This window comes from Rhizobium sp. CBN3 (assembly GCF_030518245.1).
Lineage (GTDB): Bacteria > Pseudomonadota > Alphaproteobacteria > Rhizobiales > Rhizobiaceae > Rhizobium > Rhizobium aethiopicum_A.
Genome location: NZ_JAULSE010000002.1, coordinates 470,186 through 493,444, shown reverse-complemented (window position 1 = coordinate 493,444; position 23,259 = coordinate 470,186). Strand labels below are relative to the sequence as shown.

The 23,259-nt window shown below is 61.7% G+C and carries 23 protein-coding genes; 14 read left to right on the top strand and 9 right to left on the bottom strand.

The features are described from left to right. Window positions 1-13: 13 nt before the first annotated feature. Complete coding sequence (locus QWJ46_RS05050) at window positions 14-208, bottom strand: Flp family type IVb pilin (protein WP_113543776.1); 195 nt, start codon at window positions 206-208, stop codon at window positions 14-16. Between the two features lie 261 nt (window positions 209-469). Between QWJ46_RS05050 and QWJ46_RS05045 the strand changes: the two genes are divergently transcribed. Next, the gene (locus QWJ46_RS05045) at window positions 470-997 is read left to right on the top strand and encodes a prepilin peptidase (protein WP_302749428.1); all 528 of its coding nucleotides are present in this window, start codon (window positions 470-472) and stop codon (window positions 995-997) included. Between the two features lie 10 nt (window positions 998-1,007). On the opposite strand, the gene QWJ46_RS05040 is transcribed toward QWJ46_RS05045, so the two are convergent. Continuing rightward, window positions 1,008-1,208: a hypothetical protein gene (locus tag QWJ46_RS05040; protein WP_302749427.1), complete on the bottom strand. Its 201-nt coding sequence runs from the start codon at window positions 1,206-1,208 to the stop codon at window positions 1,008-1,010. Between the two features lie 63 nt (window positions 1,209-1,271). Further along, window positions 1,272-1,895 (bottom strand): TetR/AcrR family transcriptional regulator, encoded by a 624-nt coding sequence (locus QWJ46_RS05035; protein ID WP_302749426.1) that lies wholly within the window; start codon window positions 1,893-1,895, stop codon window positions 1,272-1,274. 126 nt (window positions 1,896-2,021) lie between these two features. On the opposite strand from QWJ46_RS05035, the gene QWJ46_RS05030 reads away from it, so the two are divergent. Next, window positions 2,022-2,237, top strand: a complete 216-nt coding sequence (locus tag QWJ46_RS05030) for a hypothetical protein (RefSeq protein ID WP_064812208.1) — start codon at window positions 2,022-2,024, stop codon at window positions 2,235-2,237. Between the two features lie 53 nt (window positions 2,238-2,290). On the opposite strand, the gene QWJ46_RS05025 is transcribed toward QWJ46_RS05030, so the two are convergent. After that, window positions 2,291-2,818, bottom strand: a complete 528-nt coding sequence (locus QWJ46_RS05025) for a winged helix DNA-binding protein (protein WP_302749423.1) — start codon at window positions 2,816-2,818, stop codon at window positions 2,291-2,293. Window positions 2,819-2,903: 85 nt separating this feature from the next. Here QWJ46_RS05025 and QWJ46_RS05020 point away from each other — a divergent pair, with 85 nt between their 5' ends. Further along, window positions 2,904-6,512 carry a hydantoinase B/oxoprolinase family protein gene (locus tag QWJ46_RS05020; RefSeq protein ID WP_302749527.1) on the top strand — a complete coding sequence of 1,203 codons (3,609 nt, stop codon included), beginning with the start codon at window positions 2,904-2,906 and terminating at the stop codon, window positions 6,510-6,512. Window positions 6,513-6,609: 97 nt separating this feature from the next. On the opposite strand, the gene QWJ46_RS05015 is transcribed toward QWJ46_RS05020, so the two are convergent. Then, complete coding sequence (locus tag QWJ46_RS05015) at window positions 6,610-7,467, bottom strand: SDR family oxidoreductase (RefSeq protein ID WP_184459039.1); 858 nt, start codon at window positions 7,465-7,467, stop codon at window positions 6,610-6,612. 115 nt (window positions 7,468-7,582) lie between these two features. Between QWJ46_RS05015 and QWJ46_RS05010 the strand changes: the two genes are divergently transcribed. The 3 genes from QWJ46_RS05010 to QWJ46_RS05000 all read left to right on the top strand — a co-directional run bounded on the left by QWJ46_RS05010 (window position 7,583) and on the right by QWJ46_RS05000 (window position 9,246). Continuing rightward, a complete protein-coding gene (locus QWJ46_RS05010; protein WP_184459038.1) occupies window positions 7,583-7,831 on the top strand; it encodes a type II toxin-antitoxin system Phd/YefM family antitoxin in 249 nt (82 codons plus the stop codon). Continuing rightward, on the top strand, window positions 7,831-8,253 hold the full coding sequence (locus QWJ46_RS05005; RefSeq protein ID WP_302749419.1) for a type II toxin-antitoxin system VapC family toxin: 423 nt from the start codon (window positions 7,831-7,833) through the stop codon (window positions 8,251-8,253). The genes QWJ46_RS05010 and QWJ46_RS05005 overlap by 1 nt, the downstream gene beginning before the upstream one ends. A 153-nt stretch (window positions 8,254-8,406) precedes the next feature. Next, a complete protein-coding gene (locus QWJ46_RS05000; RefSeq protein WP_064808530.1) occupies window positions 8,407-9,246 on the top strand; it encodes an IclR family transcriptional regulator in 840 nt (279 codons plus the stop codon). A 22-nt stretch (window positions 9,247-9,268) separates the two neighbouring features. Here the strand turns inward: QWJ46_RS05000 and QWJ46_RS04995 are convergent, their stop codons facing one another. Together QWJ46_RS04995 and QWJ46_RS04990 are read right to left on the bottom strand one after the other, a co-directional pair. Further along, window positions 9,269-10,477 carry an amidohydrolase/deacetylase family metallohydrolase gene (locus QWJ46_RS04995; RefSeq protein ID WP_302749416.1) on the bottom strand — a complete coding sequence of 403 codons (1,209 nt, stop codon included), beginning with the start codon at window positions 10,475-10,477 and terminating at the stop codon, window positions 9,269-9,271. Between the two features lie 170 nt (window positions 10,478-10,647). Then, the gene (locus QWJ46_RS04990) at window positions 10,648-11,517 is read right to left on the bottom strand and encodes a sigma-70 family RNA polymerase sigma factor (RefSeq protein ID WP_302749415.1); all 870 of its coding nucleotides are present in this window, start codon (window positions 11,515-11,517) and stop codon (window positions 10,648-10,650) included. Between the two features lie 108 nt (window positions 11,518-11,625). Here QWJ46_RS04990 and QWJ46_RS04985 point away from each other — a divergent pair, with 108 nt between their 5' ends. Then, window positions 11,626-12,084, top strand: coding sequence for a carboxymuconolactone decarboxylase family protein (locus QWJ46_RS04985; protein WP_302749413.1), 459 nt, complete (start codon window positions 11,626-11,628; stop codon window positions 12,082-12,084). Between the two features lie 67 nt (window positions 12,085-12,151). Here the strand turns inward: QWJ46_RS04985 and rhaI are convergent, their stop codons facing one another. Next, window positions 12,152-13,444 carry an L-rhamnose catabolism isomerase gene (rhaI, locus tag QWJ46_RS04980; protein WP_302749412.1) on the bottom strand — a complete coding sequence of 431 codons (1,293 nt, stop codon included), beginning with the start codon at window positions 13,442-13,444 and terminating at the stop codon, window positions 12,152-12,154. A 215-nt stretch (window positions 13,445-13,659) separates the two neighbouring features. Then, a complete protein-coding gene (locus tag QWJ46_RS04975) occupies window positions 13,660-15,756 on the bottom strand; it encodes a bifunctional rhamnulose-1-phosphate aldolase/short-chain dehydrogenase (RefSeq protein ID WP_302749410.1) in 2,097 nt (698 codons plus the stop codon). A 198-nt stretch (window positions 15,757-15,954) separates the two neighbouring features. Between QWJ46_RS04975 and QWJ46_RS04970 the strand changes: the two genes are divergently transcribed. The 7 genes from QWJ46_RS04970 to QWJ46_RS04940 all read left to right on the top strand — a co-directional run bounded on the left by QWJ46_RS04970 (window position 15,955) and on the right by QWJ46_RS04940 (window position 23,203). Further along, entirely contained in the window at window positions 15,955-16,767 is an 813-nt protein-coding gene (locus tag QWJ46_RS04970) for a DeoR/GlpR family DNA-binding transcription regulator (protein ID WP_085861619.1), read from the top strand. A 47-nt stretch (window positions 16,768-16,814) separates the two neighbouring features. After that, window positions 16,815-17,810: a rhamnose ABC transporter substrate-binding protein gene (gene rhaS / locus QWJ46_RS04965; RefSeq protein WP_302749408.1), complete on the top strand. Its 996-nt coding sequence runs from the start codon at window positions 16,815-16,817 to the stop codon at window positions 17,808-17,810. A 196-nt stretch (window positions 17,811-18,006) separates the two neighbouring features. Continuing rightward, complete coding sequence (locus QWJ46_RS04960; protein ID WP_302749406.1) at window positions 18,007-19,503, top strand: sugar ABC transporter ATP-binding protein; 1,497 nt, start codon at window positions 18,007-18,009, stop codon at window positions 19,501-19,503. Window positions 19,504-19,513: 10 nt separating this feature from the next. After that, on the top strand, window positions 19,514-20,515 hold the full coding sequence (locus QWJ46_RS04955; RefSeq protein WP_302749405.1) for an ABC transporter permease: 1,002 nt from the start codon (window positions 19,514-19,516) through the stop codon (window positions 20,513-20,515). Next, window positions 20,512-21,519, top strand: coding sequence for an ABC transporter permease (locus QWJ46_RS04950; protein ID WP_302749403.1), 1,008 nt, complete (start codon window positions 20,512-20,514; stop codon window positions 21,517-21,519). Before QWJ46_RS04955 ends, QWJ46_RS04950 begins: the two co-directional genes overlap by 4 nt. Further along, window positions 21,516-21,836 carry an L-rhamnose mutarotase gene (rhaM, locus tag QWJ46_RS04945; RefSeq protein WP_302749401.1) on the top strand — a complete coding sequence of 107 codons (321 nt, stop codon included), beginning with the start codon at window positions 21,516-21,518 and terminating at the stop codon, window positions 21,834-21,836. The genes QWJ46_RS04950 and rhaM overlap by 4 nt, the downstream gene beginning before the upstream one ends. After that, window positions 21,833-23,203, top strand: a complete 1,371-nt coding sequence (locus QWJ46_RS04940; RefSeq protein ID WP_302749399.1) for an FGGY-family carbohydrate kinase — start codon at window positions 21,833-21,835, stop codon at window positions 23,201-23,203. The genes rhaM and QWJ46_RS04940 overlap by 4 nt, the downstream gene beginning before the upstream one ends. The last annotated feature ends 56 nt before the right edge of the window (window positions 23,204-23,259 follow it).

The following is a 23,259-nucleotide window of genomic DNA, read 5'->3' as shown; positions in this document are numbered from 1 at the left end:
TCGAACGCCAATATCAGGCCGGGACAGCCAGCTCGGCCGTGAACCACCCTGCCCATGCCGTCCAAACGGCAGCCAGATTGGTGCCGGCCAATGTCACCGCCGTGATCACGCCGCCAACCAGCAAGGCAAGCAGAATAAGGTATTCTGTCAGTGCGACGCCATCTTCTTCCCGCGCGAAAGCGCGTACGCTATTTACAAATGCTTTCATCGAGAATTACCTCCCAGGTAAGTTGTGCGCCGAAATTACCCCCGGCTGCCGTGTCGTCGAGACCGCCCCTTCGACTGGGAATATTAATAATCTGTTAAGTCTAATTTAGTCAATTGTTTTATACGAGAACATTCGACATCTATACTTTATGGTTAAGACGAAAAATCGCGTGACTGGTCCTAAAAGCCTGGCAAAGTCCCCGATATAGAGTGAAACTGAGCATACAGAGTAGATTATGATAGCCCTAAAAGGTTGAAGCCCATGCTGGAACTGGTCGTTGTTATTAATTCTCTTTCAGTATTACTTTTGCTCTACGCCGCATGGACAGATTTCCGCACATGGAAGATTCCCAACACCCTCGTGCTTGCGCTCGTGACGCTTTATGCGCTGCGCGCGATGGCCGTGATGCTTGCCTCCGAGGATGTCGGCGCTGCAATATTTGCTTCGAGCGGAATTGGTGGCGACCTTGGGGCCGGTCTGCTGATGTTCATGCTTGGGGTGGCGCTCTGGGCGTTCCGGCTATTTGGCGCAGGAGACGCCAAGCTTTTCCTGCCGATCGGACTTTTTATCGGATGGCACGGGATGATGCCGTTTGCGGTGCTGCTGCTGGTCCTCGGCATCGTGACGCTTCTGGTCCTGCGGCTGCCGGCGCCGCTGCGCGTCGCACATCTCGCCTTTTTCATGCGCATCGAGGAAATTCGGGCGAGCCGGAAGATACCGTATGGGGTGATCATGGTTTTCGCCGCGCTCCTGACCCTGGCTTTGCCAATGATCCGGCAGCACCTGTAGCGACAGTGACCTACCCCGAAAAGGCTCTGGCCGAGCTGTTCTCCAGCGCTGAGATTTCCTCGGAGACCTCGCTCAATCGCTGACGCAGGTCGCTGTCGGTGCCGTCATCGACCTCTTCCTCGCCAAAACAATAGCGTGCCTCGTGAAGCTCGAGCTTGGCTTCGAGTTCGGCGCGTCTGGCATATAGCCGCTTGAGATAGACGTGATTCATCTCCCGGTCTCCACATCGTCCGGTGATGGAAAAACGATGTGGAGGCGGTAAGGTTCCGGCCTATTACGTGAAGGAAGCGATCGCTGCTCTGCAGGCCTTGGCGAAATGGCCGCAACAGCCGGCGGCGCCCATCGCCTGGCGACTGACGCGCGCGCCTTCCAGCAGCAGCGTCAGCGTATCGGCAAGAAGTTGAGGTTCGTGCGCACCGGCTGCCGAACAGAGCGCGGCCAGACGATCGCGCTGTTCGGCCTTGTGCCGTTCGATCATTTCGTGGGCGGGATGGCCCTCCCCCTTGAGCTCGATGGCGGCGTTGGCGAGGTCGCAGCCAGCCGGCTCGCCGTTCAGACACTGCGCCCGCATCTCCACCCAGGCGTCGAGCTGGGCGCGGGGATCGCCGGGATGAGCGGCCTCCAGATCGCGCCAGATGGCATCGGCCTTTTCGGAAGCGCGCCGCAGCGTCTCGCAGACGAGTTCGTCCTTCGAGCCGAAATGGCGGTAGAGCGTCATCTTGTTGGTCAGGGCGGCGTCGGCGATGGCATCGACCCCGATGCCGCGGATGCCGCGCTCACGGAAAAGCTCCACCGCCGTCGAGACGATGCGCTCCCGCGGCGGGATGCGATCTTCTGAAACGGTTGTGGAGATTTCATTCGAAGTTTCTGATTTTTTTGCGGACGAAGTCCTTGACATCAATGTGACCGATCGGTAACAACAGCATTGTTACTTACCGGTAACACCACAGACCGCGAAAGTCAACGCAGAGGGTTGGCGGCGGATGTGGAACACGGGCGACCGCCCACGAAAGGAGGACAAGCCATGAGAAAGACCAGAGACGACCTGACGATATCCGAAGCCCTTCGCGACCCCCTGATCGCCATGGTATTGCGCGCCGACGGCGTGAAGCTTGAAGACTTCAAGCAACTCCTGGAGACGGCCGCCGACAAACGTCAACCGCGCCCGACGCCGGTGGGCAAGATGATCGGAGCGCTTGCGAGCCGCGCCAATCTGCCGGCCATGCCCTGCTTCGGCTGAAAAAGCCGCCTGAACACCGGGGGATCTCTCCCTGCCCCCGACAAGGGCTGTCGTCATAAAGAGGCGGCGGCCCTTGCTGCTTGATCGTAATGCCCCGAAAGCGCCCTCAGTGTCGCTGCCACTGCCGATATCGCGCCAGCGTCGAGCCCGAGCCCCTTCATCGATTCCACCAGCAGCGCCTCCCGCACCGCCCGGTATTTCAGGCAGGCTTCAAAACCCTTGACGGTGGCGGTGATCAACTTTTCCTTACCCGCCCGCGCGCTTTTCACGAGACCGCGCTTTTCGAGCTTCTTGAGCGCATAAATCACCAGATGCGTGTCTTCAACGCCGAGCACGCTGCAGAGATCGCCGAGCCGCTTCGGCCGCTGCCGGTGCGCCACCGAATGCAGCACCAGCACGTCGATCGCCGCGCAACCGGGCTCGCCCGCAGCCGTCATGCAGCGCACCATCCAGCGGTCGAAGGCATTGCCGGCGAGGATGAGCCCAAATTCCAGTTCCGAAAGAACAGGAAGCGCGCCATCGGCGAGATGCGCCGAGGAGACGATCGGCCCGATTTCCGGCTGCCCGCGCTCATCTGCCATTCCATCCCTCCACGATTAACAGCTCAACGTTGACATTTTATCGATAAATCGTCAATAAATTTTCAGTTCAACAGGAGGTCGGATGATGAGCGGACAATGGGATTTTTGGATCGATCGCGGCGGCACTTTCACCGATATCGTCGCCCGCCGCCCCGACGGCTCGCTCGTCGCCCACAAGCTGCTTTCAGAAAATCCGGAAGCCTATCGCGACCCGGCGGTGCATGGCATCCGCGAATTGCTCCGGCTCAAGCCCGGTCAGCCGATCCCTTCCGAGCTCATCGGCGCCGTAAAGATGGGAACGACGGTCGCCACCAACGCGCTTCTGGAACGCAAGGGCGACCCGACACTGCTGGTGACCACAAAGGGCTTCCGCGATGCGCTGGAGATCGGATATCAGGCGCGCGCCGATATCTTCGCCAAGAAAATCGTCAAACCGGAACTGCTTTACGCTGATGTGATCGAGGTCGACGAGCGCGTACTCGCGGACGGCACGGTGGAACGTCCCCTCGGCGAAAATGATCTGCGGCACGCGCTGGAAGCCGCCTATGGCAGCGGACTGCGTGCCGTCGCCATCGTTTTCATGCATGCCTACCGCTATCCCGAGCACGAACAGCAGGCGGCCGCCATCGCGCGCGCCATTGGCTTCACGCAGATCTCGCCGTCGCATGTCGTCTCACCGCTGATCAAGCTCGTCGGCCGCGGCGACACGGCCGTCGTCGATGCCTATCTGTCCCCGGTTCTCCGGCGCTATGTCGATCAGGTCGCCGTCGAGCTCGGCGCCGTCGAAGGAAAGGGCCCGAAGCTGATGTTCATGCAGTCCTCGGGCGGACTGACCGACGCGCATCTCTTCCAGGGAAAGGATGCGATCCTCTCCGGCCCCGCAGGCGGGGTGGTCGGCGCGGTCGAGGTCTCGCGCATCGCCGGTTTCAACAGGATGATCGGCTTCGACATGGGCGGCACCTCGACTGATGTTTCGCATTATGACGGGGAACTGGAACGCGCTTTCGAGACGGAGGTCGCCGGTGTGCGCATGCGCGCGCCGATGATGAAGATCCACACCGTCGCAGCCGGCGGCGGCTCGATCCTGAGCTATGACGGTTCACGCTTCCGCGTCGGCCCGGAATCGGCGGGTGCTACGCCCGGCCCGAAATCCTATCGCCGCGGCGGGCCGTTGGCCGTCACCGACGCTAACATCACGGCCGGCAAGCTGCTGCCGGAATTCTTCCCTGAAATCTTCGGGCCGGAGCAGGACCAGCCGCTCGATGCCGAGGCGGTGCGCGCCGCCTTTGCCGAAATGGCGCAGGATATCGGCGGCGGCCGGACGGCGGAAGAGGTCGCCGACGGCTTCCTCGCCATCGCTGTCGAGAACATGGCCAACGCCATCAAGAAGATCTCTGTCCAGCGCGGTTATGACGTTTCGAGCTACGCGCTTACCTGCTTCGGCGGCGCCGGCGGCCAGCATGCCTGCCTGGTCGCCGACAGCCTCGGCATGAAGACGGTGCTTATCCACCCCTTCTCCGGCATCCTTTCGGCCTATGGCATGGGGCTCGCCGATATCCGTGCCACACGCCAGCGCGCGGTGCTGACGGAGATCGGAGCCGCCCTGCCGACAATCGGCGGTATCCGGGCCGAACTGGAGAAAGAGGTGCGCGGGGAACTGATGCTGCAGGGAGTCGAAGCCGGCGACATGGAAGTCATCACCCGGCTGCACCTGCAATATAAGGGCACCGATACGGCCCTGCCCGTTGCCTTCGGGCCACAGGAGGAGATGACACAAGCCTTTGCCGCCGCCCACAAGAAGCAGTTCGGTTTCATCTTCGAAGACCGGCCTGTCGTCGTCGACTCCATCGAAGTCGAAGGCATCGGCGGCGGCGCCGATGTCGAGGAGATCGACGTGCAGGCGGAGAGTTTCGCACCGCAAGCGCTGCGCACGACCCGCTTCTATTCCGGCGGAACCTGGCACGAGGCCGGTATTTTCAGACGTGATGCGCTGAAGCCGGGTGCGGTCGTCAAGGGGCCCGCCCTCATCATCGAAGCGCATCAGACGATCGTCGTCGAGGCCGGCTGGCAGGCACGCCTTACCGGCCACGACCATATCGTTCTCACCCGCGAGGTCGCGCTTTCCCGCAATGCCGCAATCGGCACCAGCGCCGACCCCGTCATGCTCGAAGTCTTCAACAATCTGTTCATGGCGATCGCCGAGCAGATGGGCGTGACGCTGCAGAACACCGCCCACTCGGTCAATATCAAGGAGCGGCTCGATTTCTCCTGCGCCGTCTTCGACCGCACCGGCGCCCTCGTCGCCAATGCGCCGCACATGCCGGTGCATCTGGGATCGATGGATCGCTCGGTCGAAACCATCATCCGCCTCAACGAAGGCCGCATTCGACCGGGCGATGTCTTCGCGCTCAATGCACCTTACAACGGCGGCACGCATCTGCCCGACATCACCGTCGTCACGCCGGTGTTCGACGACGCCGGCGAGACCATCCTGTTTTACGTCGCCTCACGCGGCCATCATGCCGATATCGGCGGCAAGGCACCCGGTTCGATGACGCCACGGGCGACCAAGGTCGATGAAGAAGGCGTGCTGATCGACAATTTCCTGCTGGTCGACAAAGGCCGTTTCCGTGAGAGCGAATTTGCCGCAATGCTGCGGGACCATCCCTATCCCGCCCGCAACCCGGCCCAGAACCTCGCCGACGTGAAGGCGCAGATCGCCGCCAACGAAAAGGGCGTTCAGGAATTGCGCAAGATGGTCTCTCACTTTGGGCTCGACGTCGTCGAAGCTTATATGGGCCACGTCCAGGACAATGCCGAGGAGAGCGTTCGCCGGGTGATCGCCCGCTTGAGCGACAGCGAATTCACCTACCCCACCGATCAGGGCGCCGTCATCAAGGTGAAGATCACCGTCGACAGGAAGGCGCGCGAGGCGACTGTCGATTTCACCGGCACGAGTGCGCAGCAACCGACCAATTTCAATGCGCCGGAACCGGTGACGCGCGCCGCCGTGCTCTATGTCTTCCGCGTCATGGTCGAGCAGCCGATTCCAATGAATGCCGGCTGCCTGCGGCCGATCCGGATCATCGTGCCCGATGGTTCGATGCTGCGTCCGGCCTATCCGGCCGCCGTCGTCGCCGGCAATGTCGAGACCAGCCAGCATGTGACGAATGCGTTGTTCGGGGCGCTGGGGACGCTCGCGGCCGCCCAGGGCTCGATGAACAACCTGACCTTCGGCAACGCCATCTACCAATATTACGAGACGATCTGCTCCGGCGGCCCCGCCGGCCTGCTCAACGACGGCACCGGCTTCAGCGGCGCCGACGGCGTGCACACCCATATGACCAATTCGCGACTGACCGATCCCGAGGTGCTGGAATTCCGCTTTCCCGTCGTGCTGGAAGATTTTCACATCCGCCGCGGCTCCGGCGGCAAGGGACAATACAGTTCCGGCGGCGGCACCGAGCGCACCATCCGCTTTCTGGAAACGATGGATTGCAGCATTCTCTCCTCGCATCGAACGATCCGGCCTTTCGGCCTGTTCGGCGGGGAAGACGGGCAATTGGGGAAAACCGAGATCCGTCGCGCAGACGGCAAGATCGAAAGGCTGGAAGGCTGCGACCAGGCAATGCTCGCCGCCGGCGACGCCGTGATCGTCACGACGCCGACCGGCGGCGGCTACGGCAAGCCGTGACTGAAACGCGCATCCTACCAGATCGTGATTACGCGCTTCAGCTCCTTGTTTTCATGCATGCCTTCATCCCGAAACCGCCAATTCCGGGCGACATGCATCAAAGGATCGGCTTGCCGCCTGTAACCGCGATTGTCGTGCCGGAGACATAGCTCGACAAGGGATCGGCCAGCATGACATAGGCCGTGGCCAGTTCGGCCGGCTGGCCCGGCCGTTTCATTGGCACCTGCTTGCCGAAATTGCTGACGCTGTCTTCGGGCAGCGTCGACGGGATGAGCGGCGTCCAGATCGGCCCGGGCGCCACGGCATTGGCGCGAATGCCCTTCTCGGCCAGAAGCTGGGCTAGGCCGGCGGTGAAATTCTGGATTGCGCCCTTGGTCGTGGCATAGGCCAGCAGCGTCGGGTTCGGATTGTCCGAATTAATCGAAGCCGTATTGATGATGGCGCTGCCGGGCTTCATATGGGCGACGGCCGCCTTGGTCAGATAGAACATCGCATGAATATTGACCTTGAAGGTCAGTTCCCACTCCTCGTCGCTGATCTCGTCGATGCTTTTGAAGCTTGCCTGATGCGCGGCGTTATTGACGAGAATGTCGATGCCGCCGAGCTCCTTGACCGCCGTCTCGACGATCTGCCGGCAATGGGCGGGATCCTGAATATCGCCGCTGACGAGCACGGCCCTGCGCCCGGCCTGCTCGACGAGCCGCTTCGTCTCGTCGGCATCCTCATCCTCGTCCAGATAGGAGATCAACAGATCGGCGCCTTCGCGGGCATAGGCGATTGCCACTGCCCGGCCGATGCCGCTATCGCCGCCGGTTATGATCGCCCGCTTGCCCTTCAGCCGTTCGGATCCGCGATAGGTTTTTTCGCCATGATCGGGAACCGGGTCCATCTGGGCCGTGAAACCCGGCATCGGCTGTTTCTGGGATGGGAAAGGGGGTGTTGGATAATGCGTCATTATAGCCTCCTGAGTTGAGGGACAAACTCAGGCTGCGGCCGGTTGTTCCAACAGCGTTGCGGCCAGATCGATTTCCGAATAAAATGACTAGAAAATTGGTCACGAGGACAATGTGATGGCACGCGTCAACCTGGCGGAAGCGAAAGCCCACCTGAGCGAGTTGCTCAATAGGGTGGCGGCCGGCGAAACCGTCGAGATATTGCGGCATGGCAAGCCGGTGGCGCAGCTCGTGCCGGTGAAGACGCCGAAACAACCGATCGATGTCGAACGGCTGAAAGCGTTGACGGCCTCGATGAAGCCACCGGCCGAGCCGGTCGATTCCGCGACCTTCATTCGCGATCTGCGCGATACCGATCGTTATTGATGCTTTACATCGACACATCAGCCCTCGTCGCCGCCTGGACGGTCGAAACCCGCACGGACGACGTGCAGCAATGGCTGGCGGAACTTCGATCCGAGGAGATCGCCGTCAGCAGCTGGACGATAACCGAATTTTCGAGCGCCATCGCGCTCAAGGCGAAAAACGGACAGATCGATCCGGCCGATCGCAGCAAAGCTTTGGCCCTGTTCAAAGAACTATGTTCGACGACCTTCGAGTGCCTGCCGATATCGCGGGTGCACTTCATCGAAGCGGCGCGAATGATCGAACAGTTCAATATCGGTCTTCGTGCCGGTGATGCACTGCATCTCGCCGTCGCAATCGATAGCGACGCCACGCTCGTCACGCTGGACAAGGGGCTGGCAAAAGCCTGCAGCCTCATCGGAGCGCGTCACCGCTTGTTATGAGGTCGGCGGTATCGGCGGATGCGGAAATCACGCAGTCTCCTGGTTCCACCGCCGCCACAACCGCACCGACGATCAACCTACAAAATGTTGCGATTTGCCACGGCGACCGCTGTGCCATAGTAATGTAATATGGTTGCAGTGTTCATGAGGTGCATGGAATTGGACGGAAAGACATCGCCCGCAGTTTACTCCGAAGATGAGAGCCTTGCCGGCGAAGCCGGCGGCAAGGGCGCGCGCCGCGCCCGCGTCAGCGGCATCGACCGCGCTCTTCAGGTGATCGATCATCTCTATGAGACAGGATCGCCGGCCGGCGTCTATGCCATCGCCAAGGCGGTGAAGGCGCCGTTATCGACGGTCTACGTCATCGTCGACGACCTCGTCGAAAAGAATATGCTGACGCGCCAGGCGGACGGTTCGATCTGGCTCGGCGCCCGGCTTTATCACTATGGTCTCGCCTATGCGCGATCCCTGGATTTCATGAGCATTGCCACTCATGAAATGCACGATCTCTGTCGCCAGGCCGGCGAAACCGTGCAGGTCTGCGGCCGTGACGGCGATTATATGCTGGTGCTTGCCATGGCCGACGGCCCGAGCCACTTCCAGGTGGCGTCTCGCGTCGGCACCCGGGTGCCGCTCAACTGGACGGCGTCGGGCCGGCTGCTCGTCGGCCATCTGCCCGAAGAGGAACGCATCGAGCTTTTCAAACGCTGCGCCCGCTCGTCACCGACCGGCCGCGCCGAGATCGATCCGCGCACCCTATCGGAAGCGGCCGGCAAAGCCTTCGAGTCGCGCCTGTCGATCCAGGCCGGCGAATCCGATTATGCGGTCGCCTGCATCGCCTCGCCGATCTGCGATCGCGACGGCCAGTGCGTCGCCACCATTTCAATCGTATTGCCGGAGCAGAAGGCCTTTTCCGACGAGAACCATTATACTGCGCATGTGCGCAATTCGGCGGAGCGGATCGAAAAACTGATGGGTTGGCGCAACCGCTGACGCCTGCCGCGTCAGCCGGATCCTACCTGTAGGAATAGCCGTGGCTGTGACGCACGAGCCTGCGCGCCCGCGGCACGTAACGGCTGGCTGTGAAGGCTTCGGCGCCCATCACCGCGAAGCGCGGCTCGAACAGCTTGTCGAGGACCGACACATCGCCATTGGAATCCGTCGCTTCGAGCTCGGACTCGACGAGGTCGAAAATCGTGAATTCGGCTGGCGCGCCGACGGAAAGCCGGTTCTCCATCGGCAGCTTGATGACCGAGGCCGGCGCATGGGTGACGGCTTCCACGATCTTGTTGAAGGGCATGCCGACGCTCAGCAACTTCGACATCGTCGTCGCCAGATCCCAGACCGGGAAGTTCATCGAATGGCCGTGCAGGTCGGTCGAGATCGAGAACGGCAGAAGCCCGCGCGCGATCGCCGCTTCGGCGACCTTGAAGGAGAAGGAGGCGCCGCCATGGCCGATGTCGAGGCGGATGCCTTCGGAGGCGCAGCGCTCGGCGAGATTGAAGAGATCCTCGTCCTCCATGATGCTCGAACCGGCTTTGCCGTTGAAGCAATGGGTGACGACGTCACCGGGGCCGAGAATTTCGAGCACTTCGTCGTAAAGCGCCGGCGGTTCGCCGACATGGACCATCATCGGCACTTTCAGGATCTTGGCGATCTTCTTGCCGAGCTTGACGGGAGTGACACCCCAGGAGCCGGTGATGACATGGCTGGCGCGCACCTTGATGCCGACAATGTGCTCGCTGTTTTCAGCAAAGACTTCGAGGATCCGGTCGAGATCGATATCCCTGATATCCCTGAGTTCGGCCACACGGTTGCAGGCGACGAGGCCGATCGAGCCCAGATTCAGGAAGGCCTTGATGCGCTCGCGTGAGGGCTCGATGATATACTCGCGGAAGCCATGGAAATTCGCCTCGCCGGCCGAACCGGCGTCGACCAGGGTGGTGACGCCGCGCTCGAGACCGCATTCGGAGGGGCGGATGGAGATATCGGTGCCGCCATGCCAGATGTGTACGTGCAGATCGATCCAGCCCGGCGAAATGAAGGCACCCTTGCCGTCGATGCGTGTCACATCCTCAGAGGCCGGAAGCGATGGACCGATCCCGCCGATGCGGCCGTCGGCATTGACGAGAATGTCGATCACCCCCTCGGATGCACCCGCACCAAAAGCCATCGGCCTGACATTGGTGAGGAGAAGCGGCTTTTTCGCCTGGTCGCCCGACATGATCATATTTCCAAATTCCATAGTTATGCTATATAAATCCTTATAATAGAATAAAGCGGAGGGGACTGCTGTCAAGAGAAATGAGCGCAGCTAGCCGCACTGCGACGGCGGCAGCGCGCTCGTTCTCAACCGCGCTCGCCGTCAAGGGGCGGCAAATTTTTCCAGCGATTTCAATCCCGCACGATTGAGTAGTCAAGCCGTTCGAGGTGGTCTGGATCGGCGATGGCTTCGATTGCCGCAATCTTGTCGTCGGCGATAGTGAACGCCACCACGACGCGGATCTGACCCGCGATGCGCACGACGAAGCCAAGCTCGCCCTCGACGATGGCGATCTCTGCCGCCTGCGCCCGGCCCTTGAACAACTCTGCCACTTCGGATGCGCCGCGTCTTTCGCCGAAGGCGCCGAAACGCGCCGCCGTCGCATCCAGCCGAAACACGACATCTGGGGCGAGCACGGCAATCAGTGCCTGCAGATCGCCGTTGCGCGAAGCCGTCAGAAAGGCCTCCGCAATCGTTCGCTTGCGGCCGAGATCGACATCCGGCGTCTCGTCCACGCCCCGCACCCGGCGGCGGGCACGGCTCGCGAGCTGACGGGCGGCGGCGGATGATCGGCCGATAATCGGCGCGATTTCGTCGAAGGGAAGATCGAACATGTCGTGCAGCACGAAGGCAACCCGTTCGGCAGGCGCCAGCGTCTGAAGAACGACGAGCAGCGCCACGCCCACCGAATCGGCGAAGGCGGCGTCGCGTTCCGGATCCTTGGCCGGATCGGCGATTGTTGCATGGACTGGCATCTCCAGCGGCTCCTCGCGCCGGGTCTTGCGGGCACGCAGCATATCGAGGCAGATGCGCGCCACCACCGTCGTCAGCCAGCCGCCGAGATTGCCGACGTCAGCCCTATCCGCGCGGGTGAGCCGCAGCCAGGCCTCCTGAACGGCGTCTTCGGCCTCGCTGCGCGAGCCGAGCATGCGATAGGCGGCAGTCTTCAGATGCGCCCGGTTCGCCTCGAATTGATCGGCCAGCCAATTATTCTCGTTCATCCGTCACATTCCTTCGCTGCGTTCCGTCACATCAATGACGAATGAAACCGGGCCGGTGTGACAGCGCCGGCGGATCGTCGCACCCTAAACGCATCAAGGAGACATATCATGCAGGAGAGAATGGGAAATCCCGCCCTCGTGCTTCCAGAAGCCATGCAGGCGCTCAATGCACTCAGCAAGGTGCCGACCGAAACGGGCCTTTCGCCAAAGCTGCTCGAACTCGTCAATCTGCGCGCCAGCCAGATCAATGGCTGCAGCGTCTGCATCGATGGTCATTGGCGCATTGCCCGCAAACATGGCGAGACGGATGAGCGGCTCTTTGCCGTCGCCGGGTGGCGCGACGCCCCCTATTATAGCGATGCCGAACGGGCAGCCCTTGCGCTGACCGAAGCGATGACCCGCGTCAGCGACCGCGCCGACCCGGTGCCTGACGAGATCTGGGACGAGGCAACCCGGCATTATGACGGCCGGAGCCTTGCGGCTCTCGTCATCGCCATCGCCAATATCAATGTCTGGAACCGGCTGAACATCGCAACCCGTCAGATCGCCGGCGCCTGGAAACCGTGATCGGCGGTTGCCGGCAGCGTTTCACTCCGCGCTGCCGGCGACTCACACTTTTATTCAGCCCGGCAGCTCAGATGATGCCGCCGCCGCCGGCAACAGACGCCGGGCGCTCGGCCGCCACCTTTTTGCGGTAGCCACTGGTGCGGTAGACGGCAATCGGTTCGATCGCGCCGCCGGCTCGGCGGCGCGCCTCGGCAAGGATCGGCTCGACATCGGCGCGATAGGCGCGCTTCAGCGTTTCCGACGCCATCAGCGCGTCATTGTCCTGCTGATAGCCGTCGAGCGCCTTGCGGTCGACGAGGAGCGCCTGCGCATAGGCGCGGCGGATTTCGTTGGCGCTGTTGATCAGGCTTTCGATCGGATCGGTGACATTGTGCGACTGGTCGATCATATGGGCCGGATTGAAGTCGTTGACGCCGCGCTGCTCGGCATCCACCAGCTCGTTGAAAACCAGGAACAGCCGGTAGGGATCGATGACGCCAGCATCGAGATCGTCGTCACCATATTTCGAATCGTTGAAGTGGAAGCCGCCGAGCTTGCCGAACTGGATCAGGCGGGCGACGATCATCTCGATATTGGTGTTCGGCGCATGATGGCCGAGGTCGACGAGGCATTGGGCCTTGGGGCCGAGCGTCCGGGCGATCAGGTAATTGGTGCCCCAATCCTGAACGATCGTCGAATAGAAGGCCGGCTCGTACATCTTGTGCTCGGAGAACAGCTTCCAATCGTCGGGCACCGCTTTGTAAATCTCAGCCATCGAGGCGAGGTAACGCTCGAAGGCCTTGGTGAAATTGCTCTGGCCGGGGAAGTTCGAGCCGTCGCCGATCCAGACCGTCAGCGCCTTGGAGCCGATCGCTTTGCCGATTTCGATGCATTCGAGATTGTGCTCGACCGCCTGCGCACGTGTTGCCGCGTCGGTGTGGCTGAGCGAGCCGTATTTGTAGGAATGAGCCTGGCCGGGCGCATCGGAAAAGGTGTTCGAATTCATCGCGTCGAAGCCAAGGCCGAGCGCATCCCCCTTGGCCTTCAATTCCTTGGCATCCGCCTTGTCCCAGGGAATATGCAGCGAGACGTTCGGCGTTGCCTGCGTCAGCTGGTTGATGACGGCGCAATCGTCGAGCTTGTCGAAAATGCCGCGCGGCTCGCCGGCGCCCGGGAAGCGGGCAAAGCGCGTGCCGCCGGTACCGACACCCCAGGAGGGAACCGCGACGAAAAATTCCGCAACCTTGCGGGTGATGGCTTCGATATCGACGCCGCGACGGTCAAGGGTGGCGCCCAACGCCTCATAATCGGCTTCCAGTGCGGGTGCCCGCTTGTCGTTTTCGCTCGCGATGAGATCCTGTGCGATCCTGAACTCGGCCATTCTTTCCTCCCGGTTCTGCAATTTCTACATTGGAACTGCCGTGGGGCCGCCCCTCATCCGCCTGCCGGCACCTTCTCCCCGTCCAAACGGGGAGAAGGGAATATGCCGCGCCGTCTCCGTCCCATTCCAACATTTCGTTGGGCAAGTCCCCTCTCCCCGTCAAAACGGGGAGAGGGTTAGGGTGAGGGGCAGACGCATACGCCCCAGCTAAAAAATCACCGCGTAAAGCTCTGCACGTTGCCGGCATCGACGTTGATGATGTTGCCGGTCGATTTTGCCGAAAGGTCCGATGCGAGGAAATAGATCGCCTCGGCGATATCCTCCGGGAACACGTTGAGTTTCAGCATCGAGCGCTTGCGGTAATGCTCCTCGAGATCATCGACCTCGATCTTCGAGGAGGCGGCGCGCTGCTCGCGCCATTCGCCGCTCCAGATCTTCGAACCGCGCAGCACTGCATCCGGGTTGACCGTGTTGACGCGGATGCCGGCATCGGCGCCTTCCAGCGCCAGGCAGCGGGCGAGATGAATTTCGGCAGCCTTCGCCGTGCAATAGGCAGACGCGTTCGGCGAAGCGGCAAGACCGTTTTTCGAGGCGACGAAGACGATGTTGCCGCCGAGCGCCTGACGGCGGAACAGACGGAAGGCTTCCCGCGAAACGAGGAAATAGCCGGTCGCCAGAATATCGATATTGCGGTTCCAGGTCGAAAGCTCGGTGGCTTCGATCGGCGCGGAGGAGGCAATGCCGGCATTCGAGACGAGGATATCGACGCCGCCGAATTCGACCGAAGCTTCGGCGAAGGAGACGATCACCGCATCTTCCTTGGTAACGTCGAGCCGGACGCTGCGTACGGCGTCTGCGCCGTATTTCTGGACGAAATCGGCCTCTGTGCTTTCGAGTGCTGCCTGATCGATATCGGCAAGCACCACGCAGGCGCCCTCGCCGACGAGGCGGGCGGCCGTCGCTCGGCCGATGCCGCCCGCGCCGCCGGTAACGAAGGCGACGCGGCCGCCAAGGCTCTTCGGCTTCGGCATGCGCTGCAGCTTCGCCTCTTCGAGCAGCCAGTATTCGATATCGAAGGCTTCCTGCTCCGGCAGGCCCTGATATTCCGAAACCGTCGAAGCGCCGCGCATGACGTTGATGGCGTTGACGTAGAATTCGCTGGCGATGCGGGCCGTTGCCTTGTCGCGGGCAAAGGACAGCATGCCGACGCCGGGAACGAGGAAGATGACCGGATTGGCGTCGCGCATGGCGGGCGAATTGTTATGCTTGCAGTCGTTGTAATAGCGGGCGTAATCGGCGCGGTAATCCTCCAGCGCCTGATCGAGGCCGGCGACGACTGCGTCGACATCCGGCTTGGCCGGGTCGAAATCGACGATCAGCGGGCGGATCTTGGTACGCAGGAAATGGTCCGGGCAGCTGGTGCCGAGCGCGCCAAGCGGGCGCAGATCCTTGGAATTGACGAATTCCAGAACCGCGTCCTGATCGTCGAAATGGCCGAGCTTGCGCTCCTGCTTGCCAATGCGGCCGCGAATCTCCGGCATCAGCCGGGCGGCGATGGCGCGGCGCTCGCTGACGGGCAGGCTCTGGGTCAGAGCACCGCCGAAAATCGTCTTGCCTTCGGTCTTCTCAGCAAACCAGACGATCGCTTTGTTGATGATATCGAGCGTCAGCTCGTAGCAGGCCTTGGCGTCGTTTGCCCAGGTGAAGAGACCGTGGCTTTCGAGCACGACACCCTTGGCGTTCGGGTTCGCCTTGACGAAGGCTTCGAGATCGAGGCCGAGCTGGAAGCCAGGACGGCGCCAGGGCAGCCAGCCGATCTCGTCACCGAAGATCTGCTTGGTCAATTCCCGGGAGTTCTTCGATGCGGCGATCGCGATGATCGCGTCGGGATGCATGTGGTCGACATGGGTGAACGGCACGAAGCCGTGTAGCGGCGTGTCGATCGAAGCAGCGCGACCATTCAGGTTGAAGGTGCAGTGGGGCAAGAAACCGACCATGCGGTCTTCGTCCTCGACACCCTTGTAGATGCCCTTCAGCGATTCCAGCTTGTCCTGGTAGAGCGTGGCGAAACCGTCGAGCTTGATGGTGCCGACATCGCCGCCCGAGCCCTTGACCCAGAGAACCTTGACCTTGCCGCCATCAAGCGGATCGGTTTCCATCACCTTCGCTGAGGTGTTGCCGCCGCCGTAATTGGTGATGCGCTTGTCGGCGCCGAGCAGATTGGAGCGATAGAGCAGCTTGCCGGGCTCATCGAGGCCTGCCGCGTAACCATCATCCCACCGGTTTTCCAGAAGCCGGACGTTCGCCGCCATGTCATCCTCCCATAATAGGCTTGCAAGGCGCCGCAATCCCAGCGCCCTTTCGCTCACGGTATCGCGCATCAAAACTGCGCTTGTCAATCGAAAACGATCAAATTCGATTATTGTGCAGCGCAATATGAAAATTTATGATCGTTTGTGATTGACAGCCTTTAACGGATACGAAATAAATATGACAAGAGGAGGAGCCCAATGCACGAACGCGAACGCCATCGCATCATCTTAAGCGCCGTTCAGGAAAAGTCCGTCGTGACGATCCAGGACATTTCCGAGTTGACGGAAGCTTCTGAAGCGACGATCCGGCGCGATATTGCGGCCCTCCATGTGCAGGGCAAGATCCGCCGCGTCCGCGGCGGCGCCGAAGCAGTGCATCCGCCGCAGCTCGGCAATCTCGCCGGGCGGCCCTTCCGGGTTTCAGAATCAGTCAACATCGATAAAAAGCGTGCAATTGCGCGCGCGGCCGTCGATCTCTGCGAGGCGGGCGACGCCATTATCATCAATGGCGGCACGACGACCTTCCAGATGGTGCATTACATGGCCGGCCACCGCATGCAGGTGATGACCAACTCTTTTGCCATCGCCGAACATCTGGTGAAGCATTCCAAGAATACGGTGACGGTGCCGGGCGGCGCGATCTATCGCGAACAGAGCCTCATCCTGTCGCCTTTCGACAATGACGCGATCCGCAATTTTTATGCGCGGCGCATGTTCATCGGCGCGCAGGGCGTCGGCCCGCTCGGCATCATGGAGGCAGACGCCCTCATCATCCAGAGCGAGCAGAAGCTGATGCACCAGGCCGACGAACTCGTCGTCATGGTCGATTCAAGCAAGTTCAATCGCCGGTCGAGCCTCATTCTCTGCGCGCTCGACCGTGTTTCTGCGATCATTACCGATGACGGGATTTCGGAAGAGGCAGCTCGCATGGTCGAGAATGCCGGCATCCGGCTCGTCGTCGCCAGCCCGGTGGCGCAGCTTGCGAAGGAGGATTCCTCGTCGGTCGCGTGAGGCGCCGCCGAGGTGTGGAAGTCTAATCTTAATGGGAGGAAAGTGACATGAAACTCGCAAAGACACTGGCGCTCGGCGCAGCGCTCGCCATCGCCATGATGGCCGGCACTGCCAGCGCCAAGGACATCAAGATCGGCCTCGTCGTGAAGTCGCTCGGCAACGGTTTCTTCGACGCGGCCAACAAGGGCGCCCAGGAAGCCGCCAAGGAACTCGGCGGCGTAGAAGTGATCTACACCGGTCCGACGTCGACGACGGCCGAAGGCCAGATCGAAGTGATCAACTCGCTGATCGCTCAGGGCGTCGATGCCATCGCCGTTTCTGCCAACGATCCCGACGCGCTCGTTCCGGCGCTGAAGAAGGCAACCCAGCGCGGCATCAAGGTGATCTCATGGGATTCCGGCGTTGCCAAGGAAGGCCGCATCCTGCAGCTCAACCCGTCCTCCAACGAGCTGATCGGCAAGATGTGCCTGACGCTCGCCAAGGATCATCTGGAAGGCGGCAAGGGCGACTTCGCCATCCTGTCGGCAACGACCACCTCGACCAACCAGAACATCTGGATCGACCAGATGAAGAAGCAGCTCAAGGATTTCCCCGGCCTCAACCTCGTCACCACGGTTTACGGCGACGACCTCTCGGACAAGTCCTATCGTGAAGCCGAAGGCCTGCTGAAGTCGAACCCGAACGTCAAGGTCATTGTCGCTCCGACGACGGTCGGCGTTCTCGCCGCCTCCAAGGTCGTTGAAGACAAGGGTCTTGTCGGCAAGGTCTACGTCACCGGTCTCGGCCTGCCGTCCGAAATGGCCGGCGCGATCAAGTCGGGTGCGACGAAGGAATTCGCCATCTGGAACCCGATCGATCTCGGCTACTCCGCCACCCAGATCGCCTATCGCCTCGTCAAGGGGGAGACCGACGGCAAGCCGGGCAGCGAAATCCCTGTCGGCCGCATGGGCAAGATCAAGGTCGGCGACAACGGCGAAGCCGCCATGGCCGATCCCTTTGTCTACAATGCTTCGAACATCGACCAGTTCTCCAAGGTCTTCTGATTGTTAAGACCCTCTCTGGCCTGCCGGCCATCTCCCCCACAAGGGGGGAGATAATCTGAGGCAACATCCCCGCCCATCGCGAGCCTCGGCATCGCGATGGGTCAAGCCCCTCCCCTTTGTGGGGAGGGGTTGGGGAGGGGTTTTCAAGGTGAAACGAATAATGCACGCCGCAACGCAAAAGCACGATGTCAGCCCCATGCCCGATGCACCGGCCATTCTGGAAATGCGCGGCATCTCCCAGATCTTTCCCGGCGTGAAAGCGCTCGACAATGTCAGCATCGCGCTCCACCCCGGCACGGTCACCGCGCTGATCGGCGAAAACGGAGCCGGCAAATCGACGCTCGTCAAGATCCTGACCGGCATCTACAGGCCGAATGAAGGCGAGATCCTGATCGACGGACGGCAGACGAGCTTTGCCAGCGCCCAGGCGGCGATTGATGCCGGCGTCACCGCCATCCACCAGGAAACCGTGCTGTTCGACGAGCTGACGGTTGCTGAAAACATCTTTCTCGGCCACGCGCCGCGCACGCGCTTTCGCACCATCGACTGGCAGGTGATGAACACCCGCTCGAAGACGCTGCTGACCGCGCTTGAAAGCAATATCGATCCGACGATCCGGCTGAAGGACCTTTCGATCGCGCAGCGCCACCTGGTGGCGATCGCCCGCGCTTTGTCGATCGAGGCCCGCATCGTCATCATGGACGAACCGACGGCCGCCCTCTCCCGCAAGGAGATCGACGATCTCTTCCGCATCATCAAGGGCCTGAAGGAACAGGGCAAGGCGATCCTCTTCATCAGCCACAAGTTCGACGAGCTTTACGAGATCGCCGACGACTTTGTCGTCTTCCGCGACGGCCGCGCCGTCGGCCGGGGCCGGCTCAAGGAAACACCGCAGGACGAGATCGTCCGCATGATGGTCGGCCGTGACGTCGAAAACGTCTTTCCGAAGATCGAGGTCGCGATCGGCGGTCCGGTGCTCGACGTCGAAAAATACAGCCACCGCACCGAATTTCGTGATATTTCGCTGACGCTGCGCAAGGGCGAGATTCTCGGCATTTACGGCTTGATCGGCGCCGGACGTTCGGAACTGGCGCAATCGCTGTTCGGCATCACCAGGCCGCTCTCAGGCAGGCTGACGCTGGAAGGCCGGGAAATTTCAATCAACTCGCCGCATGATGCCATCAAGGCCGGTATCGTCTACGTGCCGGAAGAGCGCGGCCGCCACGGCTTGGCGCTGCCGATGCCGATCTACCAGAACATGACGCTGCCGTCGCTGGCGCGCACCTCGCGCAAAGGCTTCCTGCAGGCGGCGGAAGAATTCGCGCTCGCCCGCAAATATGCCGAGCGGCTGGATCTGCGTGCCGCCGCCCTCTCCGTACCGGTCGGCACACTGTCGGGCGGCAACCAGCAGAAGGTCGTCATCGGCAAGTGGCTTGCCACCATGCCCAAGGTCATCATTCTCGATGAACCGACCAAAGGCATCGACATCGGTTCGAAGGCTGCCGTGCACGGCTTCATCAGCGAGCTTGCCGCAGAGGGCCTTTCCATCATCATGATCTCTTCCGAACTGCCCGAGATCATCGGCATGTCGGACCGTGTGCTAGTCATGAAGGAAGGTCTGTCGGCCGGGCTCTTCGAGCGCGATCAGCTTTCGCCGGAGGCGCTGGTGCGCGCGGCGACCGGAAATGCATGAGGTGATGGGCATGGCCAAACTGATCAAAAAACGCGAAACCCTGCTCTTTGCCATCATCTTAGTGATGATTGCCGTCTTCTCGACGCGGGCCGCCGATTTCGCCACACCGGACAATCTCGCCGGCATCTTCAACGACACGGCGATCCTGATCATCCTGGCGCTTGCCCAGATGACGGTCATCCTGACGAAATCGATCGATCTCTCGGTTGCCGCCAATCTCGCCTTTACCGGCATGGCGATCGCGATGATGAACGCCGCCTTTCCTGGCCTGCCGCTGATCGTGCTGATCCTTGCGGCGGTGGTGATCGGCGCCGCACTCGGCACCATCAACGGATTCCTCGTCTGGCGCCTCGAAATCCCGCCGATCGTCGTGACCCTCGGCACGCTCACCATCTATCGCGGCATGGCCTTCGTGCTCTCGGGCGGCGCCTGGGTGAACGCGCATCAGATGACGCCGACCTTCCTCGCCGTCCCCCGCACGCCGATCCTCGGCCTGCCGGTGCTGAGCTGGGTTGCCATCATCATCGTCGCGCTGATGTACATGCTGCTGCGTTACAGCCCGTTCGGCCGCTCGGCCTATGCAACCGGCGGCAATCCGACGGCGGCCGTCTATGCCGGCATCGATACCGGCCGGACGAAATTCCTCGCCTTCGTGCTGTCGGGCGCGCTCGCCGGCCTTTCCAGCTATCTCTGGGTGTCGCGCTACGCCGTCGCCTATGTCGATATCGCCAACGGCTTCGAGCTCGACAGCGTCGCGGCCTGCGTCATCGGCGGCATCTCGATCGCCGGCGGCGTCGGCTCGGTCGCCGGCACCGTCCTCGGGGCGCTCTTCCTCGGCGTCATCAAGAACGCCCTGCCGGTCATCGGCATCTCACCCTTCACGCAGATGGCAATCTCCGGAACTGTCATCATTCTCGCCGTTGCCTTCAACGCCCGGCGTGAGCGCAACCGGGGCCGCATCATCCTGCGCGACCGCGCCGCAGCCGAAATCAGAACGGAGGCCGCAGCATGAGCACCGTATCCACCCACGAAAAGCGCGTCATCCCGGACCGCCTTGGTACGCCCTTCCGCCGCATCGTTTCGAGCTGGGAGGTGCTGCTCTTCGGTGTCGCCGTCCTGATCTTCATCTTCAACTCGCTTGCCTCGCCCTACTTTCTCGATGCCTGGAACCTCTCGGACGCCACCTTCAACTTCACCGAAAAGGCGATGATCGCCTTCGCCATGGCGCTGCTCGTCATCTCGGGCGAAATCGATCTCTCCGTCGCCGCGATCATCGCGCTCGCCTCGACGGCAATGGGGGCGGCGGCACAGCTTGGCATCGGCACACCCGGCCTGGTTCTGATCGGCCTCGGCACCGGCCTTGCCTGCGGCATCTTCAACGGCGTGCTGGTCTCTGTGCTGAAACTGCCATCGATCGTCGTCACCATCGGCACGATGAGTTTGTTCCGCGGCATTTCCTATATCGTGCTCGGCGACCAGGCCTACGGCAAATATCCGGCCGACTTTGCCTATTTCGGCCAGGGCTATGTCGTCTGGGTGTTTTCGTTCGAATTCGTGCTGTTCATCGCGCTGGCGGTCCTCTTCGCCATCCTGCTGCATGCGACGAATTTCGGCCGGCAGGTCTATGCGATCGGCAACAATGATTTCGCCGCCCGCTTCTCCGGCATTCCGGTCGAGCGCGTCAAATTCATTCTCTTCCTGCTGACCGGCGTCATGAGCGGCATTGCCGCCGTATGCCTGACCTCCCGCCTCGGCTCGACCCGGCCGTCGATCGCTCAGGGCTGGGAACTCGAAGTCGTCACCATGGTCGTGCTCGGCGGCATCTCGATCCTCGGCGGCTCCGGCACGATCGGCGGCGTCGTCATCGCCGCCTTCGTCATGGGCCTCGTCACCTTCGGTCTCGGCCTATTGAACGTGCCGGGCATCGTCATGTCGATCTTCATCGGCCTGCTTCTCATTATCACCATCGCCATCCCGATCATCGCCCGCCGCATCAAGATCATGAGCTCCCGATGACCTTGGAAAAACACGCCTTCAAGATGCAGCTCAATCCCGGCATGGAAGCCGAATATCGCAGGCGGCATGACGAGATCTGGCCGGAACTGGTCGATCTCCTGCACAAGTCGGGCGCCAGCGACTATTCCATCCATCTCGACCGCGAAACGAACACGCTGTTCGGCGTGCTCACGCGGCCGAAGGACCACACTATGGCGAGCCTGCCGGAGCATCCGGTCATGAAGAAATGGTGGGCTCATATGGCCGATATCATGGCGACCAATCCGGATCATTCGCCCATCCAGCGCGACCTCGTCACCGTCTTCCATATGCCATGACCGCCAGTTCCTATCGCCGCATCGCCGTCCTCGACATCGGCAAGACCAACGCCAAGGTCGTCGTGCTCGACAGTGGGACAGGCGCTGAGATCGCTGTCCTGAAGCAGCCGAATATTGCGATCAAGACCGGCCCTTACCCGCATTACGACATAGAGGCGCTCTGGGCCTTCGCCCTCGATGCGCTGAAGCGCCTGGCGCGAGAACCCGGCTTCGACGCCATCTCGATCACCACCCATGGCGCCGCCGCCGCGCTCATCGGCCGGGACGGTGCGCTCGCCATGCCGGTGATCGACTACGAGCATGAATATCCTCAGGAAATCCGCGACGCCTATATGCGGCTGCGTCCTTCCTTCGACGAAACCTTCTCGCCGCGTCTTGCAATGGGTCTCAACGTCGGCGCACAGCTGCACTACCAGAAGACCGCCTTTCCCGAGGAATTCGCCAAGGTCACGACCATCGTAACCTACGCGCAATATTGGGCGGCGCGGCTGACCGGCGTCGCCGCCAATGAGCTGACTTCGCTCGGCTGTCACACCGACCTCTGGAACCCGAAAACATCAAGCTATTCCTCGCTCGTCGACAGGCTCGGCATCCGCGATCTGATGGCGCCGATCCGTTCCGCCTTCGATGCGCTCGGCCCTGTCCTGCCTGATATTGCCGATGATATCGGCATCTCCGTGCCCGTCTATTGCGGCATCCACGATTCCAACGCCTCGCTGCTGCCGCACCTCGTCCACCGCGACGCCCCCTTCGCCGTCGTCTCGACAGGCACCTGGGTCATCAGTTTCGGCGTCGGCGGCGATCTCGACCACCTCGATCCGAAACGCGATGCGCTTGCCAATGTCGATGCCTATGGCCGCGCCGTTCCCTCTTCGCGTTTTATGGGCGGGCGGGAGTTCGAAATTCTTTCGGCCGAGATCGGGCCTATCGACGAAAAAGCCGCGCAGGCGATCGGCCCCGTCATCGGCAAGGGCATCATGCTGTTGGCCAATATCGCCTCCGGTTCGGGACCTTTTCCGGGCAAGGCAAGCCGCTGGATCGGCGCCGAAGAGGCGAGTCGCGAGGAGCGTTTTGCCGCCGCCTGCCTCTATCTGGCGCTAATGACCGAAGCCTGCCTCGGACTGATCGGCGCCAAGGGGCCAGTTATCGTCGAAGGACCTTTTGCCCTGAACGGGACCTATCTCAAGTTGCTCGCCGCCCTCGCCGGCCGCGATGTCATCGCCGTTCCAGGCTCGACCGGCACCAGCCAGGGGGCCGCCCTTCTGACCGGCATCCGGCCGGTCTCCGGGGCACAGACACATGTTCCGCCGACCGATATCCCCGGGCTGAAGGCCTATCGCGATCGCTGGTTCTCGGCGATGGAATAGCAGCTTTTCCCAGGCGCGCCCCTTGTTCCTCGCCGGCTTGCGGTTAGTGTGGCACC

Coding starts and splice junctions, on each gene's coding strand:
- QWJ46_RS05050 (WP_113543776.1), bottom strand. CDS start 208: ATGAAAGCATTTGTAAATAGCGTACGCGCTTTCGCGCGGGAAGAAGAT.
- QWJ46_RS05045 (WP_302749428.1), top strand. CDS start 470: ATGCTGGAACTGGTCGTTGTTATTAATTCTCTTTCAGTATTACTTTTG.
- QWJ46_RS05040 (WP_302749427.1), bottom strand. CDS start 1,208: ATGAATCACGTCTATCTCAAGCGGCTATATGCCAGACGCGCCGAACTC.
- QWJ46_RS05035 (WP_302749426.1), bottom strand. CDS start 1,895: ATGTCAAGGACTTCGTCCGCAAAAAAATCAGAAACTTCGAATGAAATC.
- QWJ46_RS05030 (WP_064812208.1), top strand. CDS start 2,022: ATGAGAAAGACCAGAGACGACCTGACGATATCCGAAGCCCTTCGCGAC.
- QWJ46_RS05025 (WP_302749423.1), bottom strand. CDS start 2,818: ATGGCAGATGAGCGCGGGCAGCCGGAAATCGGGCCGATCGTCTCCTCG.
- QWJ46_RS05020 (WP_302749527.1), top strand. CDS start 2,904: ATGAGCGGACAATGGGATTTTTGGATCGATCGCGGCGGCACTTTCACC.
- QWJ46_RS05015 (WP_184459039.1), bottom strand. CDS start 7,467: ATGACGCATTATCCAACACCCCCTTTCCCATCCCAGAAACAGCCGATG.
- QWJ46_RS05010 (WP_184459038.1), top strand. CDS start 7,583: ATGGCACGCGTCAACCTGGCGGAAGCGAAAGCCCACCTGAGCGAGTTG.
- QWJ46_RS05005 (WP_302749419.1), top strand. CDS start 7,831: ATGCTTTACATCGACACATCAGCCCTCGTCGCCGCCTGGACGGTCGAA.
- QWJ46_RS05000 (WP_064808530.1), top strand. CDS start 8,407: ATGGAATTGGACGGAAAGACATCGCCCGCAGTTTACTCCGAAGATGAG.
- QWJ46_RS04995 (WP_302749416.1), bottom strand. CDS start 10,477: ATGTCGGGCGACCAGGCGAAAAAGCCGCTTCTCCTCACCAATGTCAGG.
- QWJ46_RS04990 (WP_302749415.1), bottom strand. CDS start 11,517: ATGAACGAGAATAATTGGCTGGCCGATCAATTCGAGGCGAACCGGGCG.
- QWJ46_RS04985 (WP_302749413.1), top strand. CDS start 11,626: ATGCAGGAGAGAATGGGAAATCCCGCCCTCGTGCTTCCAGAAGCCATG.
- rhaI (WP_302749412.1), bottom strand. CDS start 13,444: ATGGCCGAGTTCAGGATCGCACAGGATCTCATCGCGAGCGAAAACGAC.
- QWJ46_RS04975 (WP_302749410.1), bottom strand. CDS start 15,756: ATGGCGGCGAACGTCCGGCTTCTGGAAAACCGGTGGGATGATGGTTAC.
- QWJ46_RS04970 (WP_085861619.1), top strand. CDS start 15,955: ATGCACGAACGCGAACGCCATCGCATCATCTTAAGCGCCGTTCAGGAA.
- rhaS (WP_302749408.1), top strand. CDS start 16,815: ATGAAACTCGCAAAGACACTGGCGCTCGGCGCAGCGCTCGCCATCGCC.
- QWJ46_RS04960 (WP_302749406.1), top strand. CDS start 18,007: ATGCCCGATGCACCGGCCATTCTGGAAATGCGCGGCATCTCCCAGATC.
- QWJ46_RS04955 (WP_302749405.1), top strand. CDS start 19,514: ATGGCCAAACTGATCAAAAAACGCGAAACCCTGCTCTTTGCCATCATC.
- QWJ46_RS04950 (WP_302749403.1), top strand. CDS start 20,512: ATGAGCACCGTATCCACCCACGAAAAGCGCGTCATCCCGGACCGCCTT.
- rhaM (WP_302749401.1), top strand. CDS start 21,516: ATGACCTTGGAAAAACACGCCTTCAAGATGCAGCTCAATCCCGGCATG.
- QWJ46_RS04940 (WP_302749399.1), top strand. CDS start 21,833: ATGACCGCCAGTTCCTATCGCCGCATCGCCGTCCTCGACATCGGCAAG.